The sequence below is a fragment of the Pseudomonas sp. Sample_20 genome, assembly GCF_004307585.1.
Taxonomy (GTDB): domain Bacteria; phylum Pseudomonadota; class Gammaproteobacteria; order Pseudomonadales; family Pseudomonadaceae; genus Aquipseudomonas; species Aquipseudomonas atacamensis.
Genome location: NZ_RCOA01000060.1, coordinates 201,705 through 208,235, shown reverse-complemented (window position 1 = coordinate 208,235; position 6,531 = coordinate 201,705). Strand labels below are relative to the sequence as shown.

Annotated in this window: 3 protein-coding genes; all 3 read left to right on the top strand. The window is 62.4% G+C overall.

The window, feature by feature from the left end; translation table 11 throughout:
* Positions 1–297 precede the first annotated feature (297 nt).
* The 3 genes from D8U70_RS13960 (at position 298) to pgaB (ending at position 6,530) form a co-directional block, all read left to right on the top strand.
* Positions 298–1,803 carry a YdgA family protein gene (locus D8U70_RS13960; RefSeq protein WP_016772258.1) on the top strand — a complete coding sequence of 502 codons (1,506 nt, stop codon included), beginning with the start codon at positions 298–300 and terminating at the stop codon, positions 1,801–1,803.
* 236 nt (positions 1,804–2,039) lie between these two features.
* Positions 2,040–4,520, top strand: coding sequence for a poly-beta-1,6 N-acetyl-D-glucosamine export porin PgaA (pgaA, locus tag D8U70_RS13955; RefSeq protein ID WP_130929108.1), 2,481 nt, complete (start codon positions 2,040–2,042; stop codon positions 4,518–4,520).
* A 12-nt stretch (positions 4,521–4,532) separates the two neighbouring features.
* Positions 4,533–6,530: a poly-beta-1,6-N-acetyl-D-glucosamine N-deacetylase PgaB gene (pgaB, locus tag D8U70_RS13950; protein ID WP_130929107.1), complete on the top strand. Its 1,998-nt coding sequence runs from the start codon at positions 4,533–4,535 to the stop codon at positions 6,528–6,530.
* The last annotated feature ends 1 nt before the right edge of the window (position 6,531 follow it).

The following is a 6,531-nucleotide window of genomic DNA, read 5'->3' as shown; positions in this document are numbered from 1 at the left end:
ATACTCACCCAAAGGCGTTTAGGGGCTAGGCATGAACCATAGAATCTCCCACAGGTACAGCACTGTCCTGGTGGGAGCGAGCCTGCTCGCGAAGAGGCCCGCAAAAACACCGAAACTCTTCGCTCCTGCCGACTGTCCATTCCCTCCATAGACACTCTTTAACCTTTAAACATTGGGCCGTCGCCCGCGCCCGGTGCTAATCTCCACCGCTTAATTGCGCACAGTCGAGCCGCGACCCGATCCCGGGTTCAAGGAAGACGACTTCACCCACAGCCACGGAAACCGATCAGGTCATTCATGAATAAATCAGCAGGCGTGCTTCTCGGAATTGTTGTTGCCATTGGCGCGATCAGCGCAGGCGGGGCGTGGTACACCGGGACCAAGATCGAAGGCGTACTGAACAACGCCGTGACCAACGCCAACAAAGAGTTGCAGACCGCCATGGCCGGCTCCAACGGCACCGCGTCGCTGGAACTGGTGTCGCTGGAACGCCACACCTTCACCAGCACCGCGCACTATCGCCTCAAGGGCGAGGGCGAGATGTTCGGCGATGCGCCGGTCGAGCTGCTGTTCGTCGACCACATCGAACACGGCCCGCTGCCGTTCTCGCGACTGGTTTCGCTGAAGTGGCTGCCGGTCATGGCCACTAGCAACTACGAGCTGGAAAAGAGCCCGTCCACGGAAAAATGGTTCGCCGCCACCAACGGCGCCGCGCCGCTCAAGGGCGTGACCAACATCGGTTACGACGAATCGACCACCAGCACTCTGAATCTGGTGCCGTTCGAAACTGCGCTGGATGAGCAGTCGAGCCTGAAGTTTTCCGGTCTGAGCATGGACATCGCCGCCAGCGCCCAGGCGCAGAAGGTCAAGGCCGACGGCTACATGGACAATCTGAAACTGGTCACCGTGTCGGAAGACCAGGCGCCGGTGCAGGTCGAGCTCAACGGTCTGACCCTGGCCAGCAACCTCGCCAAGAGCAGCTACGGGTACTACACCGGGGAAAACACCCTGGAAGTGACCAGCAGCAAAACCACCTTCGGCGCCAAGCCGATGGTGCTGGGCGTAAAGAACTTCGAAATGAAGAACCGCACCGAAGAAAGCGGCAGCAACGCCTCGGGGCGTGCCGACTACAAAATCGGCGAAGTGACGCTCAACGACAAGAAAGTCGGTTCGGCGGCCATGGCCATGAGCCTGAAGAACCTCGACATTCCGTCGACCATGTCGCTGATGCAGATCTACCAGACCAAACTGCAGCCGTACGAAAAAGCTGCCGCCGAAGCTGCCGCACAGGGGTTGCCGGCACCGGAGCTGAATCTGACCGAAGCGGAAAACGCCCAGGTCAAAGCCGATCTGCAGAAGTTGCTGGCGGCGGGCCCGCAACTGGCGCTGGAGAATCTGTCCTTCAACACCGCCAACGGTGAAAGCCGCGCCAATCTGGTGATCGACCTGACCAAGCCGCAATCGATGGACCTGCCGCCGGATCAACTCGGCAAGCAACTGATCGCGCTGCTCGACCTGAACATTCAAGTGTCCAAGCCGATGCTCGTCGATCTGCTCAGCGTGCAGGCGCAACTCGATGGCCAGACTGACGCCAAAGCCATCGTCGATCAGTCCAAGGAAGCGGCGGACATGTTCGCCGGCATGGCGGTCGGCTCGCAATTGGCTGTCGCCGACGGCACCAACGTGGTGACCAAACTGCATTACGCGGCCAATCAGGTCGAATTCAACGGCCAGAAGATGACCGTCGAGCAGTTCATCGGCTTCCTCATGAGCAAGTTTGCCGGCGTCACCCAAGAGCAATAAGCCCACCGCGCGCCCTCCAGACGCCCGGCCCCTGTGTAAACAGGCGCCGGGCGTTTTGCTGTACGGGTTTTGTACAGATGGGCCGATTCTGAACAATTATTGCGTTGTGAAAACTCGACTACGCTTGCGTGCAGACTGCCTCACCAAGCTTGGCCGAAGGCTGTCATTGTCGGCCACCGTTACGAATGGGCAAGGAGGGCATTGCGACCCGGCTGGCCATGTAAGGATGCTGACAAATGCCGCGTATTGATGGCCCTGTATTACATCGTGGTTTGCGCCCTTTGTTCCGATTCGCCCTGTGCAGCCAGTTGCTCTGGCCAGTGCTGGCGTCGGCCGACACACCCTACGACGAGATGGTGCGCGATGCCCGCGCCGGGCATTACACGCCTGCGCTGACGGTTTTGCGTCAGGTGCCGCCGGGCCAGGCCAGCGACGGCCAGGTCAGCGATCACCTGCAAATCGCCAGTTGGGCCGGGCTCGATGCCGAAGTGGTCAAGGTCTATGAAACCCAAGGCCGTGACCGCGTCCTGCCGGTGCAGGCACTGACCGCCGCCGCGCGTGCCTATCGCAACCTCAAGCGCTGGGATCAGGCTACCCAGGTGTACAACAAGGCGCTGGCGCTGGAGCCGGACAACGCTGACCTGCAACTGGGCCTCGCGCTGACTCAGGCCGATGCCGGCAAGCCCGATCAGGCCGTCACCCGCGCGCAGTCGCTGGTTGCCGCCAAACCCGACGATCCGTCACGCCGTCTCGCCTTGGGCTACGCACTCGGTCGCGCCGGCAAACCTTACGATGCGCTGTTCGAGTTCGATCAGGCCTTCATCCGTGCCGGCAACAAACCGGAAGTCGCCCGCGAGTACGTGGTCGCCCTGCAAAAGGCCCGCCTGCCTGAACCGGCACTGCGTCTGGCCAGTCAACGTCCAGGTTTGATTGATCCGGTGACCTTGCGCCGGCTCGAAGGTGATCTCGCCGCCGAACGCGTGCGCCTTGCCGAACTGGCCACCCGCAGCGAGAAGGAACGCTACGTCATTGCCGACCGCGCGCTGGCCGATTACGACAAATTGCTCGCAACCTGGACGCCCGACGCCACTGCTCACGACGACGTGACGCGCTGGCGCATCGACCGCATGGGCGCGCTCAAGGCCCGCGCGCGCACTGCCGACGTCATCAGTGAATACCAGAAACTGCAAGCCGAAGGCGTGGAGATTCCGACGTACGCTCTGCGCTGGGTGGCGGCGTCTTATCTGGATCAGCGCGAGCCTGAGATTGCCACCGATCTGTATCGCCAGGTGCTTTCGGCGCCGGACGCCGATGTCGGTGATCGTCTTGAGGACACCACTGCGCTGTACTACTCGCTGCTGGAAAGCGACCGCGCCGACGAAGCTCGCAAGGTCGCCGAGGACGCAGCGAAAGCCCAGCGTCCGCGCGTCGAGCTCAAAGGTCTGCCCATCGGCAACCCCAACGATGAATGGATGGACGCCCAGCAACTCGCCGCCCAGGCCGGCACCTACGGTTCCGACCTGCCTCACGGTGAAGAGCGTTTGCAGACGCTGGTCGATCAGGCGCCGGGCAACCTTGGCTTGCGTCTGGCCCAGGCCGATCTCTACCTCGCCCGACAGTGGCCGCGCCGCGCGGAAAGCCAGCTCAAGGAAACCGAGAGCATGGCGCCCCGCGATGCCGGCCTGGAAGTCGCTCAGGCGCGCACCGCGATGGAGTTGCAGGAGTGGCGGCAGAACGATGCGCTGGTCGACGATGTGGTCGCGCGTTATCCGGACAACCGCCAGGTGCAGCGTCTGGCTCGCGAACGGGAAGTGCATGACATGGCCGAACTGCGCGTCGAAGCCTACGGCGGCAAGGCCAATGGTGGCGGCAGCGGCGATGCCGGTGCGGTCAGCGGCAGCCGTGATTTTGGTATCCAGAGCACCCTTTACAGCCCACCGATCAACGAAGATTGGCGCGTGTTCGCCGGCGCCGGTTATGCCACCGGTGATTTCGCCGAAGGCACCGGTCACCATCGTTTCCAGCGGGTCGGCCTGGAACGGCGCACCCGTGACATGACCCTCGAAGCCGAGGTGTCGAATCACGATTACGGCTTCGGTGACAAACAAGGCGCACGCCTGGCGATAGCCCGCGACATCAACGATCACTGGCAGTACGGCGGCAGCCTCGAATACCTCTCGGCGGAAACCCCGCTGCGCGCGCTCAACAGTGATATCAAGGCCAACGGCGGCAGTGCGTTCCTGCGCTGGCGCGCCAACGAAAGCCGCGAGTGGCGCGTGTCGGTCAGCCCGTCGCACTTCAGCGATGGCAACAACCGCGTCGAAGCCTTGGTGACCGGGCGCGAGGGCATCTACACCGCGCCGAACATTCAGGTCGACGCCGGCCTGGAAGTCGGCACCAGCCACAACTCGAAATCCGACGACGTGCCGTACTTCAACCCGAAGTCGGACTTCAGCGTGATGCCGCTGGTCAACGTCAATCACGTGCTCTACCACCGCTACGAGACTTCTTGGAGCCAGCAATTCCAGGCCGGCGCGGGCACCTACAGCCAGCGCGACCACGGCACCGGCGGCATGGCATTGCTCGGTTACGGCCAACGGTACGCCTGGAACGACGTGTTCGATGTGGGCGGCATGTTCAGTGTGATCAACCGGCCTTACGACGGTGATCGGGAAACTGATCTGCGTCTGCTCGTCGACCTCACTTTCCGCTTCTAGAAGAGTTTGAAGATGCCTTTTATCTCGCGTTTCATCCTTCTGCTGGGAGCGCTGCTGATCAGCGCCTGCGCCCAGCAAGCCCCGGCCTTCGCGCCGCCCTCCGAGCGCCCGGTCGCGGCCAGTGAACAACCGTGGCCAAAAAACCACGTGCTCGGCATCGCCTATCACGATGTCGAAGACCGTGATCCCGATCAGGCCGTGGTGGCGGTGCGCACCGAGCGCATGATCGAGCAGCTCGCCTGGCTGCGCGAGAACGGCTACAAACCAGTGACCGTCGACCAGATCATGGCCGCACGCAATGGCGGCCCGGAGCTGCCGGCGAGAGCGGTGCTGCTCAGTTTCGACGACGGTTACGCCAGCTTCTATACCCGCGTGCTGCCAGTGCTGCGCGCCTACAACTGGCACGCCTTGCTGGCGCCGGTCGGCACCTGGATCGACACGCCGCTCAATCAACCGGTGGATTTCGCCGGCACGCCGCGTAACCGTGAGAACTTCCTGACCTGGCAGCAGATCGGCGAAATTTCCAGGTCCGGTTTGGTAGAGATCGCCGCTCACACCGATGCCAACCACAAAGGCATCCTTGGCAACCCGCAGGGCAACCTGCAACCGGCCGCCGCGACCCGGCGTTATGACCCGGTGACCAAGCGCTATGAATCCGAAGCCGATTTCCAGGCACGCATTCGTACCGACGTGAAGAACATTTCCGAGAAGATCCGCAAGGCCACCGGTTACAAACCTCGGGTCTGGGTCTGGCCGTACGGCACCGCCGACGGTACCTCGCTGACCGTGGTCGGTGAGGAGGGCTATGAAATGGCCCTGACGCTGGACGACGGCCTCGACACCCTCGATAACCTGATGAGCGGGCCGCGCTTTCTGGTCGCCTCCGATCCTGACGGCGAGCATTTCGCCAACAGCATCGTCTCGGTGCAGGCCGAAGCGCCGATGCGCGTGGTGCATGTCGATCTCGACAACGTCTACGACCCGGACCCGGCCCAGCAGGACATCAACCTCGGCAAACTGGTGCAGCGCATGGCTGACCTGGGCGCCAGCACGGTGTTCCTGCAAGCCTTCGCCGACCCCAAGGGCGATGGTCTGGTGCATTCGCTGTACTTCCCCAACCGTCACTTGCCGATGCGCGCCGACCTGTTCGACCGCGTCGCCTGGCAACTGCGCACCCGTGCCCATGTGAAAGTCTTTGCATGGATGCCGGTGCTGAGTTTCGAACTGGATTCGAAGCTGCCGCGTGTAACCCGCTGGGACCCGAAAACCGCCATCACCTCGGTCGACCCGAAGCAGTACAAACGCCTGTCACCGTTCAATCCCGAAGTGCGCAAGATCATCGGTGAAATCTATGAAGATGTGGCGCGGCTGACCTCGGTCGACGGCATTCTCTACCACGACGATGCGGTGCTCTCGGATTTCGAGGACGCCAGCCCGGATGCCCTGAAGGCCTATGCCGCTCAAGGTCTGCCGGGTTCGATTGCCGCGCTGCGCGACGATCCGGCGGCGATGCAACGCTGGACGCGTTTCAAGAGCCGCTACCTGATCGACTTCACCAACGAACTGACCGCCAAGGTCCGTGCGATTCGCGGCCCGCAAGTGCTGACCGCGCGCAACATCTTCGCCGAACCGATGCTCAATCCAGAGAGCGAAGCGTGGTTCGCGCAGAACCTCGATGACTTCCTCGCCACCTACGACTGGACGGCGCCAATGGCCATGCCGTTGATGGAAAAACAGACGCTGGCCGAGTCCGGCCCGTGGCTGGAAGAACTGGTCGCCACAGTGAAGAAACGTCCCGGCGCGCTCAACCGCACCGTGTTCGAATTGCAGGCGCGTGACTGGAACCAGAAGGATCAGGCCGATATCGACGCCGTGCATCTGGCGGACTGGATGGGCCGGCTCAAGCGTCAGGGCGCGACCAGTTTCGGTTACTACCCGGACAACTTCCTCGACAACCTGCCAGACCTGAAAACCGTAAGGCCTGCACTCTCCAACAAATGGAATCCATAAC

Coding starts and splice junctions, on each gene's coding strand:
- pgaA (WP_130929108.1), top strand. CDS start 2,040: ATGCCGCGTATTGATGGCCCTGTATTACATCGTGGTTTGCGCCCTTTG.
- pgaB (WP_130929107.1), top strand. CDS start 4,533: ATGCCTTTTATCTCGCGTTTCATCCTTCTGCTGGGAGCGCTGCTGATC.
- D8U70_RS13960 (WP_016772258.1), top strand. CDS start 298: ATGAATAAATCAGCAGGCGTGCTTCTCGGAATTGTTGTTGCCATTGGC.